15 protein-coding genes and 3 pseudogenes are annotated in these 18,074 nt (G+C 47.6%); 15 read left to right on the top strand and 3 right to left on the bottom strand.

Features of this window, described 5'->3' with window-relative positions:
* Positions 1-270 precede the first annotated feature (270 nt).
* The 7 genes and pseudogenes from tnpA (at position 271) to AC0LWN_RS12740 (ending at position 6,490) form a co-directional block, all read left to right on the top strand.
* Positions 271-752: pseudogene (tnpA, locus tag AC0LWN_RS12770) on the top strand (IS200/IS605 family transposase).
* Between the two features lie 196 nt (positions 753-948).
* A complete protein-coding gene (locus tag AC0LWN_RS12765) occupies positions 949-2,181 on the top strand; it encodes a nitric oxide synthase oxygenase (protein ID WP_474665788.1) in 1,233 nt (410 codons plus the stop codon).
* Between the two features lie 77 nt (positions 2,182-2,258).
* Positions 2,259-2,999 (top strand): Bax inhibitor-1/YccA family protein, encoded by a 741-nt coding sequence (locus AC0LWN_RS12760; RefSeq protein ID WP_474665786.1) that lies wholly within the window; start codon positions 2,259-2,261, stop codon positions 2,997-2,999.
* A gap of 238 nt (positions 3,000-3,237) precedes the next feature.
* A complete protein-coding gene (locus AC0LWN_RS12755; protein WP_474665784.1) occupies positions 3,238-3,789 on the top strand; it encodes a TetR/AcrR family transcriptional regulator in 552 nt (183 codons plus the stop codon).
* 774 nt (positions 3,790-4,563) lie between these two features.
* Entirely contained in the window at positions 4,564-5,559 is a 996-nt protein-coding gene (locus tag AC0LWN_RS12750; RefSeq protein ID WP_474665782.1) for an NAD-dependent epimerase/dehydratase family protein, read from the top strand.
* Positions 5,560-5,674: 115 nt separating this feature from the next.
* Entirely contained in the window at positions 5,675-6,031 is a 357-nt protein-coding gene (locus AC0LWN_RS12745) for a nucleotide excision repair endonuclease (RefSeq protein WP_474665780.1), read from the top strand.
* Between the two features lie 171 nt (positions 6,032-6,202).
* A complete protein-coding gene (locus AC0LWN_RS12740; protein ID WP_458965096.1) occupies positions 6,203-6,490 on the top strand; it encodes a hypothetical protein in 288 nt (95 codons plus the stop codon).
* Between the two features lie 96 nt (positions 6,491-6,586).
* On the opposite strand, the pseudogene AC0LWN_RS12735 reads toward AC0LWN_RS12740, so the two are convergent.
* Positions 6,587-6,739: pseudogene (locus AC0LWN_RS12735) on the bottom strand (group II intron reverse transcriptase/maturase); the annotation flags it as partial.
* Between the two features lie 54 nt (positions 6,740-6,793).
* Between AC0LWN_RS12735 and AC0LWN_RS12730 the strand changes: the two are divergent.
* The 5 genes from AC0LWN_RS12730 to AC0LWN_RS12710 all read left to right on the top strand — a co-directional run bounded on the left by AC0LWN_RS12730 (position 6,794) and on the right by AC0LWN_RS12710 (position 11,824).
* A complete protein-coding gene (locus tag AC0LWN_RS12730) occupies positions 6,794-7,336 on the top strand; it encodes an acyl-CoA-like ligand-binding transcription factor (protein WP_474665778.1) in 543 nt (180 codons plus the stop codon).
* A 221-nt stretch (positions 7,337-7,557) separates the two neighbouring features.
* On the top strand, positions 7,558-8,280 hold the full coding sequence (locus AC0LWN_RS12725) for a hypothetical protein (RefSeq protein WP_474665776.1): 723 nt from the start codon (positions 7,558-7,560) through the stop codon (positions 8,278-8,280).
* A 5-nt stretch (positions 8,281-8,285) separates the two neighbouring features.
* Positions 8,286-9,632, top strand: coding sequence for a polysaccharide deacetylase family protein (locus AC0LWN_RS12720; protein WP_474665774.1), 1,347 nt, complete (start codon positions 8,286-8,288; stop codon positions 9,630-9,632).
* 211 nt (positions 9,633-9,843) lie between these two features.
* Complete coding sequence (gene rlmN, locus AC0LWN_RS12715) at positions 9,844-10,941, top strand: dual-specificity RNA methyltransferase RlmN (RefSeq protein WP_474665772.1); 1,098 nt, start codon at positions 9,844-9,846, stop codon at positions 10,939-10,941.
* A gap of 595 nt (positions 10,942-11,536) precedes the next feature.
* Positions 11,537-11,824 carry a DUF6509 family protein gene (locus tag AC0LWN_RS12710; RefSeq protein ID WP_474665770.1) on the top strand — a complete coding sequence of 96 codons (288 nt, stop codon included), beginning with the start codon at positions 11,537-11,539 and terminating at the stop codon, positions 11,822-11,824.
* 520 nt (positions 11,825-12,344) lie between these two features.
* Here the strand turns inward: AC0LWN_RS12710 and AC0LWN_RS12705 are convergent.
* A complete protein-coding gene (locus tag AC0LWN_RS12705; RefSeq protein WP_474665768.1) occupies positions 12,345-12,827 on the bottom strand; it encodes a MarR family winged helix-turn-helix transcriptional regulator in 483 nt (160 codons plus the stop codon).
* Positions 12,828-13,021: 194 nt separating this feature from the next.
* Here AC0LWN_RS12705 and AC0LWN_RS12700 point away from each other — a divergent pair, with 194 nt between their 5' ends.
* Positions 13,022-14,503: an MDR family MFS transporter gene (locus AC0LWN_RS12700; protein WP_474665766.1), complete on the top strand. Its 1,482-nt coding sequence runs from the start codon at positions 13,022-13,024 to the stop codon at positions 14,501-14,503.
* Between the two features lie 237 nt (positions 14,504-14,740).
* Here AC0LWN_RS12700 and AC0LWN_RS12695 read toward each other — a convergent pair.
* Positions 14,741-15,067: pseudogene (locus tag AC0LWN_RS12695) on the bottom strand (IS1380 family transposase); the annotation flags it as partial.
* A 339-nt stretch (positions 15,068-15,406) separates the two neighbouring features.
* Here AC0LWN_RS12695 and AC0LWN_RS12690 point away from each other — a divergent pair.
* Both AC0LWN_RS12690 and cmoA read left to right on the top strand, forming a co-directional pair.
* Positions 15,407-17,248 carry a ThiF family adenylyltransferase gene (locus AC0LWN_RS12690; protein ID WP_474665764.1) on the top strand — a complete coding sequence of 614 codons (1,842 nt, stop codon included), beginning with the start codon at positions 15,407-15,409 and terminating at the stop codon, positions 17,246-17,248.
* Positions 17,248-17,979: a carboxy-S-adenosyl-L-methionine synthase CmoA gene (gene cmoA / locus AC0LWN_RS12685; protein ID WP_474665762.1), complete on the top strand. Its 732-nt coding sequence runs from the start codon at positions 17,248-17,250 to the stop codon at positions 17,977-17,979. The genes AC0LWN_RS12690 and cmoA overlap by 1 nt, the downstream gene beginning before the upstream one ends.
* The last annotated feature ends 95 nt before the right edge of the window (positions 17,980-18,074 follow it).

The following is an 18,074-nucleotide window of genomic DNA, read 5'->3' as shown; positions in this document are numbered from 1 at the left end:
TGTTACTACAGGAAAGGCTGGGCGAACCCCAGCCCCTTCTCATCAAAAAGCATTTTGAAGATACAATGTGGAAAAGGTTTTTTATAAGTAAGCTGTCAAGAGTAGAAAGCGTGGTCCAAGCGGATCGCGCTTTTTTGTTGTCAGAAGAAAACCATACGCTATGCGTATGGTTCAGGAGAGCTTCAAGCGATGTATCAAAAAAATTCCTCCCAAGTGTTACAATAAATTTGGTTCGCCAACCGAATTTATCGAACATAAGGAGGAATACAGATGTCATCTGATGTGAACAGTTTAGCACATACAAAATGGAATTGTAAGTATCACATTGTATTTGCCCCAAAGTATAGACGCCAGGTGATCTATGGGAAGTTAAAACAAGATATCGGGAAAATATTGAGACAATTATGCGAAAGAAAAAACGTGGAAATTATCGAAGCAGAAGTGTGCAAGGATCATATACACATGTTAGTGAGTATTCCCCCCCAAGCTAAGTGTGTCCGCGTTTATCGGATATTTAAAAGGAAAGAGTAGTTTGATGATATTTGATCGACATGCCCATTTAAAATATCGGTATGGGAATCGGAAATTTTGGTGCAAAGGATTTTACGTGTCGGAAGGAACAAGAAAGTGATCGAAGAATATATCCGATCCATTTACAGGAAGATATCGTCACGGAACAAATAACGATGATGGAATACATCGATCCATTTACAGGAGAAGAAACCCAAGAGAATCGAAAGAAGAAGAAATAGAAGGACCCCTTTAGGGGTAGCCGAAAAAGTAGTGCGGTTGGCGAATCACTCAATGCCCTGTTAATGGCCCTCTTCGCTGGAATGGAGCGGACGGCCATTCTTGCATGTCCCTATAGGAGTTACTATGATTGAGTGGTAAGTAATACCATGGAGCAGAATGTCCGGCGTGACCCGCCGGAACCGGGGAGTGGACAGTATGGAGAATTTGAAGCTTGGAGAATCACGCACGAAGCTGATGGAACAGTCCGAATCGTTCATTCGGCAATGCTATGCGGAACTGGAGAAAACAGAACAGCAAGCGGCAGAACGCATTCAGGCCATACACAGGGAAGTGGAGCAATCCGGCACTTATATACATACGGAGGAAGAGCTGGCGCATGGGGCAAAAATGGCCTGGCGCAATAACAGCCGCTGCATCGGGCGATTATTCTGGCAGAGTCTTCAAGTCATTGACGCCCGGGCGGCTGAGACCGCAGAGGAGGTGGCGGCGGCGCTGCTGCGTCATGTGGAACAAGCGAACAATGGTGGACGTATCCGCCCTACGATGACCGTCTTCCACAGTAGCAGGGATGCTGCGAAGGCAATCCGGATTTGGAATCATCAATTGATCCGCTATGCCGGCTATCCGGCGGAGAATGGTCATGCCAGGAAGGGTGATCCCGCATCGGATGCTTTTACAGCGGTCTGCCGACGGCTGGGCTGGGAGGGTAGCGGCGGCGACTTTGATGTGCTGCCGCTGGTGGTCAGCATCGGTAATGAACCGCCGTTCTGGTTCGCTATTCCGCCTGAGCTGGTCCAGGAGGTCCCGCTGAGCCATCCTGAAATTGAACGGTTCCCGGAGCTTGGACTGCGCTGGTATTCGGTTCCTATCGTTTCCGACATGCTACTGGAGATTGGGGGAATTACTTATACGGCGGCCCCTTTTAACGGGTGGTACATGGGGACGGAAATCGGTTCCCGTAATCTCGGAGATGCTGATCGCTATAACCGTCTCCCGGATGTCGCGGATCTGCTTGGCCTGGACCGCTCCACCAATACTTCATTATGGAAGGACCGGGCACTATTAGAATTGAACCGGGCCGTACTCCATTCCTACAAGCAGGCCGGGGTCAGCATCGTAGACCATCATACCGCAGCCGAGCAGTTCGTCCGTTTTCAGGAACGGGAGCAGGAGCAGGGGCGCCAGGTGTCCGGCAAGTGGGGCTGGTTAATTCCGCCGATGTCTCCGTCGGCTACACCGATATGGAATGATAACAAGCTGAAGGAGCTGAAGCTTAGCCCAAAGCTTGTCTATCAGAAGCCAATGTATGCCGATTGGCCGGGGCAGGATGCGGAGGTTGAACCAGAGAATATTGCTCGTAGCAAAGCTCCAGAACCTCACTCGGGCCAAACGGCAGAACCGGTCTGTCCCTTTCATCATACGAAATAAGAGCTTGCAGTCGAATATTTACATTCCTGCCGATATAATAGATTGAACACAAATAATTGATGAAAAGAGATGATCCTTTGATCGGACGCAGTGGCAACCCTACTCTAAATGACAAGACCTTTGAGCGTGAAGAGCGGTACTCGGGTCAGGAACGGATGAGCATTAACGGAACAGTCAACAAAACCTTCATTACACTGACCATTTTGCTGGCAGGAGCTTTTAGCGCCTGGTCGATGTATTTCAACGGTCAAGATGTGGGCGCTCTTGCTATCGGGGGCGTGATTACCGGGTTCGTACTCGCGCTGATCATCAGCTTCAAGCCGGCAGCCGCACCTTATCTGGTACCTTTTTATGCGCTTGCTGAAGGATTGTTCCTCGGCGCTCTGTCAGCGTCGTATGAGACTCTGTACTATGGCATAACGCTGCAGGCTGCCCTTTTGACGGTAAGTATATTTGTAGCTTTGCTGCTTGCCTATAAGACAAGAATCATCAAGGCGACGGAAAATTTCAAGCTTGGCGTATTCGCCGCGACAGCCGGAATTGCAATCATGTATTTACTGAGCTTTGTGCTTGGGCTGTTCGGTGTAACCGTACCTTATCTTCACAGCAACAGCGCGATTGGCATCGGTATTTCGGTTGTTATCGTCATCGTGGCTGCGCTCAATCTGGTGCTCGACTTCGATTTTATTGAAAAAGGGGCAGAGGAAGGCGCTCCAAAATATATGGAGTGGTACGGAGCATTCGGCCTCATGGTCACACTTGTATGGCTTTACGTTGAAATTCTTCGCCTGCTGGCTAAGCTGCGGAGCCGCGATTAAGCTCGCATAGACGGGTTCGCTTAAGTAAAATAGTAAATTTATCTGTTAGGCCTCACGTGTGTGTGGCCTTTTCTATTTTCGCTGTTACGGGAAGCCCATACTCCTGTAAAGACGATGAAGCTGCTTTTGCTTACCAAAAAATAAAATATAGGCTTGTTAATTTTTGAGTTGGGAGGTATACTCTACACCAAGGAAGTGATTGATCAATAACCTAATACTACGGGAAGAGGAGGACATGATGAATAAGCAATCAGGAAGCGGGCGGACAAAGACAGACGAAGCCACCCCGGTGAACCGCCGGGAACAGATATTGGAGGCGGCTGTGGTTGTGTTCGCGGAACATGGATATTTCAAAGCGACTACCGCCCAGGTAGCGGAGAAAGTGGGAATATCCCAGCCGTATATTTTCAAGCTGTTCAAGAACAAGGAGGAGCTGTTTGTGGCGGCGCTGGACCGGGCGTTTGAGCGGACGATTCGCACCTTCACGGCAGTGGAGGCTTCCGGGGAAGAATTGCTTGGGGAAGCAATCCGGGTGTATGAGCAATTGATGGAGACCCATCCCAGCGAGATCATTCTCCAGGTACAGGCGCTTGGAATCCGTGACGAAGCCATTCGCCGGTCTATGCAGACGGGCATGCGGCGGGTAACCAGTCTGATGGAAGAAAAGTTCGCAGCAGCCGGTATGGCACATCCCGAAGTGGAGGTCAGTACATTTATGGCCAACGGCATGCTCTGCCATGCTGCGATGGCGCTAGAGATGCCGGAGCTGAAGCCGAAGCATCTGGAGTGAACACGGCAGATTTGAGGGAAAGACTGCGGATTGTACCAGTCAGCACAGTTCTAAATCTGTGGCTTAGGATGGAGCCTTTGTGGTCAGGGAGAGAGGGATTCGTCGTATCCATCCTCCTGTTCCTTAACGGACCGTAAAGCCCTTATTTCCCCGAAAGGGGTACTTTAGCCGAGCTAACGGACCGAAAAGCGCTTATCGTCTCTCCGGGGGTATATCTGGGGTGAATGTCCGCACATAAAGGTTCTGGAGTCCGTTAACTTGCGGAAAAATGACTTCCAGTAGAAATAAGAGCTGCTCAGTCCGCTACACACGGGTAGACTCTTCCGATCAAGAGATGGTTCTTGCTCGCGGGGCCTGATACGCCTGCAGCGTGATCTCCACGTCCTAATCCGTTCGGCGGAGTATCGTTTGAACTCCAGCATTTAGAGTCTGACGATCTGCTAGGGGGAAGCCCTTAGTTCCTTCACACTCATTTAGTAGTGATTAATCAATCACTAAGCATTCACATTCACAATACACTCATATTTGCCGAACATTCATATTCACAATACAATCGCATTCACTATACAATTGCATCCATCATACACCCAAATTCACAATACAATCGCATCCATCATACATTCACAATCACTATAAACTCATATTCACTAAACAATCACATTCACAGTACACTCACTGCAACTGCATAATCCCCGCAGTTATCCCCAGACACAAATTTTTTTAAGATTAAGTTAGTGATTAATCAATAACAACAAATAATTAGGAGGAATTACAATGACGAATCAAGTGAAGAAGGCTCTCGTATTAGGTGCAACCGGAGGAACAGGAACAGTTATTATTGCCGAGCTGCTGAAAAGAGGTGTAAAAACGGTGGCCTTTGGACGGTCTTTGCCGAAGCTGGAGCAGCTTGCAGCCAAGCTGGGTAATCCAGCGGGACTCAGTCTGAAGACGGGAGATGTATTCAGTGCAGACGATGTTTTTGCTGCCGGACAGGGGGTGGATGTTATTTTTCACAGCGCTTCGGTGCCTTATAACGAAATGACCACCAGACTGCTCCCGATGGGAGAAGCCGTGATGGAAGCCGCGAACAGGCTCACCGCCAAAGTAGTTGCGGTAGACGGAATCTACCCCTATGGCAGAAGAAAGGATGAGCAGCCGATCAGCGAAGATTTCCCCAAGAACCCGCACACGAAAAAGGGCAAAATCAAGCTTGAGTTCGAGCGGATGTTCTTCAGTCCGCGCTGGAACCGGAGCAAGGGGATGATTGTCCGGCTGCCTGATTATTATGGTCCAACTGCCAATGAAGCCTCGTATTTGGGCTCGACACTTGAGGCGATTGCTGCCGGTAAACCGGCGATGTTCATCGGAAATATGACGGTTCCGCGTGAATATGTATATCTGCCCGATGCGGCGGTTATGATTGTCGAGCTGGCCTTGAGAGATGAAGCCTACGGGCAGAACTGGAACATTCCCGGGGCGGGCAGCATTTCAGGTAAAGACATTGTCCGCCTCGCCCGGGCGGCAAGCGGCAAGTCGGGGCCGGTCCTCCCGGTGGGCGCATTCGGTTTATCGCTGCTCGGCCTTTTTGTTCCAGTCATGAAAGAGATTGTGGAGATGCTTTATCTGACGAAAGAGCCGCTGCGGTTAAGTGGCCGAAAATACGAGCGTCTGGCGGGTCCCATTCCGGCAACATCATTTGAAGACGGCATTAGGGAGACAATTAGAGCGATCCAGAGCCGGCAGGCCAAGATGACTGAGCGCCGCTCATAATATGCAGCAAGCCCGCAAAAGATAAGGAACAGATAAGCTGCGTTCACTCTGCATAGTCAGGGTTCCTGAACTGTGATACTATGTATGTCTATATCCAAGAGGGAAGTGAGCTACAATGATCAGCATTACCATTCCAACGCCGGATGTTACGATTACGAAGCAGGAGAATCCTGAACTCAGCCATATTTACGGATTTACGGATTTCCACCTGATCACCCGGGAAAAGGGCGGCATCTTCATGTTCTACAATGACAAGGATGAGCTGCTGTTCGTGGGCAAGGCGAGAAAGCTGAGACCGCGAATCAAAAAGCATTTTGAAGATACAGTCTCCGTAATGAAGCCGCACCGCGACGAAGTTACCAAGATCGAGGTATGCATCGTAGATGACCCCGTTGACCGGGAAATCTATGAGACATACATTGCGAACAAGCTGCGAGCCAAATACAATGTGGAAAAAGTGTTTTATAAATAAGCTGTTAAGCGTAAGAAGCGTGGTCCAAACGGATTACGCTTTTTTTCTTAACTTTTTTGCACCCATTCTATTTCAAAATCCTTGAATAGCCAAAAATTTCTATATAATGTAAACTTGAATCGAAATCTGTAGTTCTATTTTACATATAAATGTATGGAGGGTGAAATTGAAATGAGTAAAAAAAGAATATCAAATCTAGCATATCCATTTTATTCTTTAATAATTGGTGTTTTTGTAGTCTTAATTTTTCTTTTTGATTACTATGCTATAAAAGCTGGTCAACTTGGAGATGGTATCGGCATTATCTCTCTCTTTTATATTAGCCCTATAGGATTGGTTTTCGGATTAATGGGCCTTAAGAATAAAAAAAATAGATATGTCGCTCTTTTGGGGATAGGAATCAATTTAGCAGACTTTTTGTTTCCTTTATACATCATGTGGATTATTCATGCTCCATAACTTACAATTATAATTCTACTTCTCCTTTATTTGTAAGCATTATTTCTATAATTTAAAAGCACCAATTGAACCTAATACTCAAGTAGTGCTATACATCAGGAAACTGAATCCTAAAAACTTCCGGTGCCAGGGTCTGGCTACCGCACTTTTCTCCCGGTTCAAATTCAGTTTTAGCTTCCCTTCTACAAACCGGCTGACCGATTCTACGAAACGCTCGCCTACTCGCTTACTCGCCACAAAGATATTGCATTGACGTTGAATCATCGGCAAGCAGGCTTACGTGAACGCAAAAAAGCAAAAACGATGGCAAGCATTCAAATGCATGCGCTGCGGCTCTTTCGCGAGCTTGGCTATAAAGCGACAACTGTGGAGCAAATCGCAGAGGCTGCGGAGATTTCCTACAGCACTTTTTTTCGCTACTTCTCTTCAAAGGAAGATGTGCTGATTATTGATAACTACGATCCTCTGCTGATCTCCTCCTTTGAGAGCCAGCCGGCGGAGCTGAGTCCGCTGCAGGCGCTGCGCAACGCTATGCTATCTGGTGTTAAGGAGATGACTCCCGGGGAGCTGGCGACGATGCGTGAGCGGAACGAACTGGTAATGTCGGTCCCCGAGCTGCGGTCCGCGATGCTTAACAACATGCTGAGCATGATGGACTTAATCATTGATATGACTTGTAAGCGCACGGGCCGGCAGCGGGAGGATTTCGCGGTACGTACCTTCGCCGGGGCAAGCATAGGTGTCAATATATCGGTGATGCTGCATTATGCAGAGCATGCGGAAGCCGATTTTTCCACTTTGCTGGAGGGGGCTTTAAGCAAACTGGAGGAAGGCCTGCCCTTGTAGGGCAGGAGCAAATCTGCAGATCAACTTTATAGGCAACAACGCAGAGGCACTCCGGGCGGGTGTCTTTTTTAATCCTACAATGCTGTAAAAGGTTAAAGTAGGCCTTAGGATGCAATTGAAAAGTTAGATATTTAGGCTCACTTACATACAGGCTAAATCAACTATAATAAATGCGTATGCGCTCGACATTTTTTGACATTTTTAATGGGGTGATAGGATAGATGGCGACACCTTTTTTTAAGAAGAAAGACGCGGTGGACAAGCAGCTCAGGCCTGACATGGTTCAAAAGGTTCAAGAGGCGGAAGGTCCTCCTGAGGAAGCAGAAGCATACGAACCAGGTGACAGTCTTTCCGGTATTGTTTCCACGGGGAAAGCGCAGCTTGACAAGAAGTCGCTGGATTTAATTTTTGCGGTAGAACAGATGATTCAGGCCAGAGGGCACGCGGAATCGACTATTCATGAGCTGCAGGACCGGTTGACCCATTCGAGTGGGCATGTGGAGCGTCTGAACAAGGACCTGAAGAATTTGAATAAGGTCATTGAGGACCGGGAGAAAAACATCCGTGAGCTGGAGCATAAATTGGTGGAACGGAATCTGAAGGTGGATCAGGTAATGGAAGATTACCGTGAGCTGCACACCACCCTGGCTTCGGATATGGATGAGCTCAAGAGCACTATCGAGCTGGAGCAGCAAAAGTATGCCAATCTTGTGCAGAAGCATAACGATGCGATATCGGAAAAGCTGAAGAAAATGAACGAGCTGGAAGAAAAGATCGGACGTCTTGAAACAGAGAACGCCCATTTGAAGCAGAAATATGATACGGTCCGGCAGGAGAAAGCCTACCTCTCCAGCATGATCAGCGATTTCACCACCCGCATGACGGTACCCTTTGGGGGCAGTGCCCTACCGGTAGAACCGAATGACGGGAACGGAGATACATAGGTCTTATGCCACTTGTTGAACAAAACGCCGCTCTCCTGATAGAACTGCTATCGCTTAAGCATCAGGAGGATAGTTATCAGATAGAGGTAGGTATAACCCATAGCGGCGGATATACGCAGCAAATTTTCCTCATTGATGAATTTACATACCTGCAAATGAACTCACTTGGCCCTTTTGAAGGACAAAGAGTAAGGCTGTCGCTTTACTCCAAGTGGGACCCTTTTCGCCGCACCTATTTCAGCACTCTCATCAAGATGAACAGCACATTCAGCGAGCCGCTGTATTTTGCCTGTTCCGAAGAGTATGTCTCACAGCTACTACAATTTAAGCAGCAGCACCATCCGCCAGAAGAAGTGAGGACGGTTCAGGCTGAAGCTGAACTCCCTTCTGAAGAGCTCCAACCCGTGAAACGTAGAAAAGATGCCATCCGGCTTGCCCGGCCCATTGTCCTGCGGTATATCCTGTTCAGCCTCCTGTTCGTCTTGTTCTTCCTGCGGATGGATGACAAATTGCTCAACAGCGCTGAAGCCCATGAAGACTTCATTAAGCCGGAAAAAGCTGCCGGGAAGCTCGTTTCTGCCTCCCATGTCCCAGAGGTCCAATTGGCTTCGTTGCAGGGTGAGCAGGATGAGGTTTTACCGGAACCGAAGCCGGAGCAGTCAGCAAAGCCAGAGCAGTCACCGGAACCGACACAGGAACCAAAACAGGAGCCGGAACAGGAACCGGAAAGGGCGGAAGCCGCCCAGGCACAGAACCCGCTGGTTGAACCACTGGAGCTGGAAGGAAGCGGATATGAGTACAGTTTGGCCAAAGGTTATGTGGCGTTGTCGTTTGATGATGGACCGTCGCAGTATACCCGGCAAATCGTGGATATTCTGCAGGAGCATGGGGTTGCGGCGAACTTTCTGTTTATCGGCCAGAATGCGAAGCAGCATCCTGAAGAAGTACGCTATGCCGCTGAGCATGGGATGCCGGTAGGCAGTCATTCCTGGGATCACAGCGAGATGACGAAGAACAGCATTGAAGAGAACCGGACCAATCTGGCCCGGTCGGTCCGCGAGCTGGAGCAGGATACTGGGGTGCCAGTAACTATATTTCGTCCGCCTTATGGAGCTATTAATAGTAAGCTTGCTGCAGAAGTCAGCAGACAGCACCTCAAGGTGCTGCTCTGGAACCGTGATCCAGAGGACTGGAAGGTGGATACAGCGGAGCAGATCCTCCATTATTTTCACAATACCGATCCTTCAGGGGGCATATATCTTCTGCACGAAAAAGCAATTACCGTCAAGGCGCTTCCTGAAATTATTGACTACCTGAAGAGTAAGAAGCTGAAATTTGCCATTTTAAAATAGCCCGTCCTTGTGTAATCTATGCTCTATTAACGTCAAGAAGCGTATCCTGCGGCTGTGGGTACGCTTTTTTGTATGCGGAGACCGGTGGCGGTGGGACGGGGATTCTTCTTGTTTTAATAAAAGAAATTTGAGACAATAAATGCATGTTGTTAGCCGGGTCTCTGCAAGGTAGAATGAATTGAACTTTACTGTTTTGAAAAGAGGATAAGAAATGAATAAACCATCCATTTATGGATTAACTTTAGAACAATTGGCGTCTTGGCTAGTGGAGCACGGCCATAAGAAATCCCGCGCGTCCCGGATATGGGATTCTTTGTACCGCCAGCGGGTTACAGATTTTGCGGAAATGACTGAGGTGAACGGGGAGACGGTGAAGCTCCTGGCGGAGCATTTTGTCTTTCAGTCGATGGAAGAGCATGTGAAGCAGGAGTCGGCGGACGGCACCATCAAATTCCTGTTCCGCTTGAAGGACGGCAACCTGATCGAGACGGTGCTGATGCGGCAGAAATACGGCTTGTCCGTCTGTGTGACCACGCAGGTTGGATGCAACATCGGCTGCAGCTTTTGCGCGAGTGGGCTTCTGGCGAAGAGCCGCGACCTCTCCAGCGGAGAGATTGTAGAGCAGATTATGAAGGTTCAGCAGCATCTGGATAACCTGGGGCTTGGGCAAAGAGTCAGCCATGTGGTTGTGATGGGCATCGGCGAGCCGTTCGACAATTTCGAGAATCTGCTGAATTTCCTGACCATCATCAAGCATCACAAGGGTCTGGCGATTGCCGGTAAAGGCATCACAGTATCTACAAGCGGTCTGGCTGATAAAATCAGAGAATTCGCTGATGCGGGCACGCAGGTCAACCTGGCGATTTCTTTGCATGCACCGAACAATGAGCTGCGGACACGGATCATGAAGATCAACCGCGCGATTCCTATAGAGAAATTGATGCCTGCCATCGACTACTATCTGGAGAAGACGAACCGGAGAATCACGCTGGAGTACATTTTGCTGAAGGACGTCAATGACCGCGAGGAGCATGCCCTGGAGCTGGCTGAGCTGATCGGAGACCGGCGGCAGATGGCTAATGTGAATCTGATTCCGTATAATCCGGTGGATGAGCATAGCCAATACCAGCGGAGTGAACGCGAATCCGTGCGGGCCTTCTTCGACACGCTCAAAAAGCAGGGCGTCAGCGTAAGCACGCGTCTTGAGCACGGCGTCGACATCGACGCCGCCTGCGGCCAGCTGCGCAGCAAGCAGATCAAGAAGGCCAAGGCCGGCGATGCCGGGAAAAGCGGCGTGGCAGCCGGGTAAGTCGGGCAGTTTGCGGGCGATATCCCGCTCCCCTGCAGGCGGAGCGGGCTGAAATAACGGCAGAAATGCCGTTAAAAATGCTCACGCGCTGGGAATGGGCTGAAATAACGGCAGAAGTGCCGTTAGAAAGGCTCCCGCGCAGGGAATGGGCTGAAATAACGGCAGAAGTGCCGTTAAATGGGCTCCCGTGGCGGAATTGGGCTGAAATAACGGCAGAAGTGCCGTTAAAAAGGCTCCCGTGGCGGGAGTGGGCTGAAATAACGGCAGAAATGCCGTTAAATGGGCTCCCGCGCCGGGAATGGGTTGAAATAACGGCAGAAGTGCCGTTAAATGGGCTCCCGTGCCGGAACCGAGCCGAAATAGCGGCAGAAATGCCGTAATAAGGCTCCCGCGCCGGGAATGGGCCAAGCCTGCTAAGCTTATCGAGGCAATGAGCAGGTGTCGTATTACCGCAAGAGCGGTGCAAAGTGTTCGTACACTTGCGCTGCTCTTCTTTTTGCAGGAAACAAGATTATTGCACAGTGGGGCAGAAACCTTTGCCGTGGATTTTGTGATACAATAGCCTGGATGTGATTGAAGAAAAGAGGTATGAGAAGTGTTGACATTTAAAAGCTATACCGTGGAGGATGTTAGAGACCCTTTCGGTATTATAAGCGGCAAGCGATATGAGTTCATGATTGCGCTGGACGTGCCGGAGGACGACGAGCTCTATGAAGAGGGCGGCGTTTCTGCACGGGTAATCGTCAAAGTGTTAGAAGAGCAGGCAAGCATCGTTACCTACGATCTGCTGGAAACCACAACCGGCCGGATTCTCGATTTTGACCTGGAAGAGGACGAGGAAGAGGCGCTTGAGACGTTCTGCAAGGAGCATCTGCCAGCATAAGATGGTGTATAGAAGTCTAAGTGAACAGAGGGAGCTGCTGATTTGGCGGCTCCCTCATTTTGTTGTATTCACCGAATGTAGACGATGGCAGCCGCTCTATTGCACTTTATACAGCAGATCGTAGCGATAATGCTCCAAAAACTCAATCTGTTGTACTCCATACAGCAGATTTTCGATAAAAGGCAGCAAATGAGCGATTTTGGTCTTTTTGAGTGTACAAAGTGCAGCAGATTTAAAAATCTCCAGCGCTGCGACTCATTCTACTGTAGAAAGTACAGCAGAAGTGTTGATGGTCTCTAGATTGGCTACAAACACCCGCCCACGGGCTTGGCGTCAAAAAGCTGTTGCAGCTCGGAAGATGTTACTGCAATTGTAGGCCATGCTGGCCCCGGAGCCGAGGTCGAGCTTGATCGCCAGCGAAAAGCCGCTGCTACGGATGAGCTCCTCGCCGTCTCCTGGTTGGGCGCTGCACGGTGATTACGGCACCTGCCACACCCTGCTGGTGCAGCAGCCACAGAAATCAGCGCTGTTCCTGCGTCAATCTTCCTGCTTCGTCCGCTTCCGTCAATCCTTTGGCCTGGGCGCTGCGCTGTGCCAGTTTGCGGTTAAGTCTGGCCAGCAGCCCGCTAAAGGTATGGCAGTCTTCAGGTGACCAGTCCTCAAAAATCTCCCCATACCGCTCCAGACGAATGCTCCGCGCTTCCTCCAGCTTGCTTGCGCCCAGTTCGGTGATCTGAAAATAGCTGGATCTACCGTCCTGCGGATCGGGCACCCGTACAGCATAACCTTTGGCTTCAAGTACGCTGGTCTGTCTGCTGATCGTAGAGGTATCGAGACCGAATTCTTCTGCGAGCAGCTTGACCCCAACCTTCTCATGTCGGGCCAGATGGTAGAGCAGCGTATATGTCGAGCGGTCCAGACCGCCGTGTTTTTTGTCGTGGGAGGACCGGCGAATGAGTGTCATCAGTTCATTGTTGAGGGACTCCAGATTTTTATCATCCATAGTGTAGTTTCCTTCCTTTATTCAGTACTCTTCTCCATTATTATAAGCTGGAATGAAAATAGAATGAAATAAGTCATATTGACTTACAGAACTATAGTTGTATAATACACATATAATAATTTAATTGTATCATACATCTAAAATGCAGAGAAGTTTATTTTCATTCATTGTGTTTTGAAAGAGGAGAGAAACTATTGAATACTCAAACTGCCCGGGGTTCATCCTTTTGGCTGATCATTTTAGCAATTTTTTTCGGGAATTTTATAGCGATCCTGAGCACAACGACCATTAACGTGGCGTTTCCGGTATTCATGAAGGATTTTCATGCAGAGATTGGCACGGTGCAGTGGATGATTACCGGGTACTTGCTCGCCACCGGGGTAATCGCGCCAGTGGTCGGCTATTTCGGCGACAAGTGGAGCTATAAATATTTATATTTGTTCGCTTTATCCGGCTTTACATTCTTCTCGGGACTGTGTACGGTCGCCTGGAGCATTCATTCTCTGGTGACTTTCCGCATTCTGCAGGGGGTATTCGGCGGACTGATCATTCCGACAACGATGACCATGATTTATCAATTTATCGAAAAAGAAAAGCAGGCCTTTGCAATGAGCCTGTGGAGCTTGTCTTCCATGCTGGCTCCGGCCTTCGGACCGACGCTGGGCGGCTGGCTTACCGGCTATTTTGGCTGGAGATCACTGTTTATGATCAATCTGCCTATCGGCATCATTGCGATTGCTGTCGCCCTTAAATGCCTGCCTTACCAGCGGGTTACCGGCAACTCAAAATCCTTTGATCTGCCGGGCTTCGTTACGGTTATTCTAAGCGGCGCATTCATCATTATGGCCTTCAACAAAGGCAATAGCTGGGGCTGGACCTCATGGAAAACCCTGTCGCTCCTGATTGTCGGGGCCGCGGCCCTGGCTTATTTCATCCGCCGGGAGCTTTCCTTGCAGGAGCCGCTGCTGAGTCTGAAGGTTTTCAGGCAGAGCCGCTTCACCTTCAGTCTGATCATCAACTGCATTATTACCATTGCCTTATATTCAGGCACGTTCCTGATTCCGGTATTTCTGCAGGATATCCAGCAGTCCACTCCGCTTAATACGGCACTGGTGCTGCTGCCGGGTTCGATTGCTATGGCTGTCATGTCGCCGGTTGTCGGCAAGCTGTACAACAGGGTCGGACCGTTCTGGCTGATCCTTAGCGGCATTCTGCTCTTGGTGGGCTCCACCTGGGAGCTAAGCCGGATTACAATGGCTACTACGCATGCACAGCTATCCTGGCTAATGGGGGTGCGCAATGTCGGGATATCCTTGGCCTTTATGCCGGTTACCAATTTCGGGATGTCATCCGTGCCGAAGCAGCTTACCGGTCATGGCTCATCGGTTACGAACTGGGTGAAGCAGGCGGCCGGGGCGCTTTCCATTGCCGTCTTCAGCTCATTGCTGACAGCCAGAGCCTTGACGCATCAGAAGGAGCTTAGTGCCGGAGCGGCATCGGCAGGCACACTGATCAAGGCGCAGGGCATGACGCTGGCCGTTCAGGATGTTTTTCTGGTTGCCACAGTGATTGGGGTTCTGGCGATTCCGTTAACCATTCTGCTGAGAAGCGGAACGTCCAAAGCCCGTAGCATCAGACTAAACCCCGCTGCTGCGGAGCGGGAACTGAACAGTTGAAGGAGCTTGCTAAAGGTAGAAATAGAAGGATGATGGATAGCGTAAAACTGACTTTCGAAAACCAATGATTCCAGCTTAACGAGCATTTGCCCAACACAGAAGGGCTAAAAAAGCAGGGCCATTTCCAGCGTCAAGTGAGCAAGTTGACGCATTTGAGTAAACGTTTCCTCTACCCACTATGAGAGGTTCTCGGATTTCTATGTTAATTTATGGATGATTCATTCTAGTAAGCTTATTAAGCGGATGATAACTTCTACGCCCCGGCTTATATAGATTTGTTCCTTTGGCGGCGCGGGATTGTTGTCCGTATACCGTTTCCACCGTGGAATCCAGGTCCAGTATAGGGAAAGACGATAACCAGGGCAGAACTGGTGGTTGATGGTTCACAATCCTATGGGGTGAAGCAGGATACGGGAATCGGGAATTACTGGCCTTGGAACAAGACAGTTGTTGCGACGCGCCTCAAAGCTTTATTTTTTCGAGGTAGTCCATGAAAATTTTGCTGCCGCCCAAGCTTGATGCATGTTGAAGTGAAAATTTAGTCTTGATTTTGGTAGTAAATATAGGATGCTCCTCTCTTTGGGTGATGTTGTTCGAATAAACACCATTTTACCAAAGATTGGAGCATCTTTTTCATTCTTCAATAGAGTCACTTTGGAAATTTAGGAATGAGTACTTATGATCAATTAGAAGTTACTTATAAAAAATGGAGATATAAGGAGAATAATTACAAATACATAAAGAATCATTATACTTTCCTAAATATATTAAACTTAAAACATTACAAATAGGGAAATATGACTAAAAATGGTGGTTGTCATGTGAAAATCTTAAGGGTAATATCTAAATTACAAATTATCCATATAAAGTAATTTAATGGCTCATAACATGGAGGTCAACTTGATGAAGCCATATCTTCGATTAAAGAATTACCTCTCTATCCACAAAATTGATAAAAATATTCATGTAGGAACAATGCCGCCAAATGGTCTAATCATTGATGATGCCCCTGAGTACTTACATGAACTTCTTGAATATCTATCCGAGTTCCGAGAGTTAACTGAGGTCAAAACGTATTTGCAAGCCGAGAAGAAATTGACTCCACCTGAGATAGAACTCTTACTTCAGGATCTAGTAGATAACGGTATTGTCACTGATCGTCCATATGACAGTGGGGATCGTTACTCGAGACACAATTTATATTACGATATGATTGGACTCGATCCAGTGCATGCACAAGAAGTACTGTCCAGTAAAAAAGTGGGTTTGGTTGGAATGGGAGGGATCGGTAGCAATGTTGCGATGAACTTGGCTGGTGCCGGCGTAGGTGAACTTGTTTTTTCAGATGGAGATACAATTGAAAAGTCCAATCTCACACGTCAATTTCTATACAACGAAACACATGTAGGTCAGTTGAAAGTAGAAGCGGCAGCCAAACAACTCCGTTTGCTAAACTCATCAATTGAAGTGGTACCTGTTGTTGAATCAATTGCTGGTGAGGAATTGTTCCATCGTCATTTTCACGATTGTGACTTTGTCATTCTCTCGGCTGATTCCCCAATGTTCATTCACGAATGGATTAACAACGCTGCTATAACATATGGATTTGCGTACAGCAACGCGGGGTATATCGAGTCATACGGTGCTGTAGGGCCATTAGTGATTCCAGGTGTCACGGCTTGTTACGAATGCTACAAGCGTGACGGCGACCTTTATCAATTTTCCGATAATATGGAAGAGTTGGATACCAATTTCAACCGAGCATTCCAAGCACCAAGTTTTGGCCCTTTAAATTCGTTGGTAGCTTCGATACAAGCTAACGAAGCAATCCGTTATTTACTTGAACTTGAGACCAAAACTCACAGCAATCGTTTGCTGATAAACTCAGAGAATTATCGCATATATGAAGAAAAATTCACAAAAAAAGACTCTTGTCCGAAGTGCGGACATCTGCATAGTGAAGCTTCTGAGACTCTAAAAAATAGGTCGTTACTAATAAGCAAGACGCTTCCGGAAATATATGAAGAAGAACGTGAAAGTGATTCATTCAACGCTGTTCTACTCGATAACTTAATGGACCGCCTCGTCAAAGTTCGTAAGGGCACCAAAATATTGGATGTTGGGTGTGCAACTGGAGAACAAGCATTACGTTTTGCGAGTAAAGGAGCAAATGTACTCGCCAATGATATCTCAGCTGAGATGCTAGAACTCGTGAAAGCTAAAAACCATTCTACTTGCTTAATTGGATCTGTGCAGACAGTTCTTGGTAATGTAGAGGATATGGAATTTACGGACAAATTCGACTATATTGTTTGCAATAATATTCTTGATTATCTAGCCGATATCCGACCAACACTAAAAAAATTCCAACAGCTTCTGACTGAAAATGGTACACTGATCGTTACTCTTCCTCATCCTATCAAAGATGTTGGCTATTGGAATAAAACGTACTATAACAATAAATGGAATTATGAGGACTTTAACATTGTGGATTATTTTACGGAAGGAGCAGTGGTCAAGTCGCGGGAGAATAAAGATGGCGACATTGTTATGGATGGTATTAAAACGTACCATCGCACCACTGATAGCTACTTTAAGTCTTTCGTTCAATCGGGTTTCCAAATTGTATCTCTATTGGAGCCGCAACCATCTAATGAAATACGAGAAAAGCATCCAATATTATATGAAAAATGCTCTCAGATTCCATATTTTCAAGTGTTTGTTTTGAAAAGGAGCAAAGCGTGATGACTTCTGACTCGATTTATCTACATAAACAGGTGGTAGAGAACTTTTCATTCAACCAGACGGTTAGCAAAGTGTTTGACGATATGGTTTCGCGTAGTGTCCCGCATTACTATGAGGTCCAGCAATTAATCGCAGATTTTATCAAGAACAATATCAACGATCATAGTTCGGTCTACGATCTAGGTTGTGCGACAGGGACGAGCTTGATATTGCTCCATCAGACGGTACAGAATGCAAAGAACCTATCATACATCGGCATTGACAACTCTAGCTGGATGCTAGAAAAAGCTGGAGAGAAAATTACCGAAGTTATCGGAAGTGTGAGCGAATTTCAATTATTGGAAGCAGATATCACTGACTTTAATGACTATAAGCAAGCAGGTTGTGTTCTGCTAAACCTTACTTTGCAATTTATTCGTCCTGTTAAGCGAGTGGATATGATGAAGCAGGTCTACGATAAATTGCAGTCAGGTGGGATTCTCGTACTGTTTGAAAAGCTCATCGATCAACACTCGAAATTCAATCGTGAGTATATAAACATGTACCACGAATTCAAAGGTCGGAATCACTATTCCGAAATCGAGATAGCCAAAAAGCGTGAAGAGCTTGAAAATGTGCTCGTCCCGTTCACCGAACAAGAAAACTACGAAATGCTTCAAAAAGCTGGTTTTATTACGATCTCAACCATTTTTAAATACCTCAATTTCGGTGTGGTAATCGCTATTAAATAAGCTTCGACGCCACATGAAAGGAGGTGAATCATATGTTGAACGTACGTAAAGTGACAGTTGTTAAAGGTTCCTCTGCAAAATTGAGAAACTAGTGT

The organism is Paenibacillus sp. sgz302115 (assembly GCF_056120445.1).
The sequence above is the reverse complement of the archived record's forward strand: the minus strand, read 5'-3'. Positions and strand labels throughout refer to the sequence as shown.